Genomic DNA, 709 nt, shown 5'->3' with positions numbered 1-709 from the left:
TCAAGGGTTCATATCACCTCGCCGGCGCTTTTCGCAGATTAGCACGTCCTTCATCGCCTCTGACTGCCAGGGCATCCACCGTGTACGCTTAGTCGCTTAACCTCACAACCCGAAGATGTTTCACTTCTGATTGCGAAAATTTGAGAGACTCGAACACACATAACATGTGTGTCGTTTCAATTTTCAGCTTGATCCAGATTTTTAAAGAGCAAAACTTCGCAGTGCACCTTTTCAGGTTCACTCTGAAGTTTTCTAGTGTTCGCAGTAAAAGATGGTGGAGCTATGCGGGATCGAACCGCAGACCTCCTGCGTGCAAAGCAGGCGCTCTCCCAGCTGAGCTATAGCCCCATCGTTTGCAAACCTCTGTACCGGTAATTTTTCCTGAGACAAGGCGTGGTAACGCGACGCATACATCAGTATGTGAGCGTTGCCGCAACGCAGTATCAGGGAAAATTTGGTAGGCCTGAGTGGACTTGAACCACCGACCTCACCCTTATCAGGGGTGCGCTCTAACCACCTGAGCTACAAGCCTGTAGAGGTTTTTTACTGCTGTTTTTCATCAGACAATCTGTGTGAGCACTGCAAAGGCAGGTTCTTTAAGGTAAGGAGGTGATCCAACCGCAGGTTCCCCTACGGTTACCTTGTTACGACTTCACCCCAGTCATGAATCACAAAGTGGTAAGCGCCCTCCCGAAGGTTAAGCTACCTA

General features: G+C 49.4%; 2 tRNA genes and 2 rRNA genes. All 4 read right to left on the bottom strand.

Going from position 1 to position 709, the window contains the following annotated elements:
• A 23S ribosomal RNA gene (locus tag APU11_RS14940) occupies positions 1–102 on the bottom strand; the annotation flags it as partial.
• A 170-nt stretch (positions 103–272) separates the two neighbouring features.
• A tRNA-Ala gene (locus APU11_RS14935) sits at positions 273–348 on the bottom strand.
• A gap of 107 nt (positions 349–455) precedes the next feature.
• Positions 456–532 (bottom strand) — tRNA-Ile (locus tag APU11_RS14930).
• Between the two features lie 70 nt (positions 533–602).
• A 16S ribosomal RNA gene (locus APU11_RS14925) occupies positions 603–709 on the bottom strand; the annotation flags it as partial.

The sequence above is a fragment of the Enterobacter sp. 50793107 genome, assembly GCF_001463365.1.
GTDB classification, from domain to species: Bacteria; Pseudomonadota; Gammaproteobacteria; order Enterobacterales; family Enterobacteriaceae; genus Enterobacter; species Enterobacter cloacae.
This window is presented reverse-complemented; position numbering and strand designations above follow the sequence as displayed.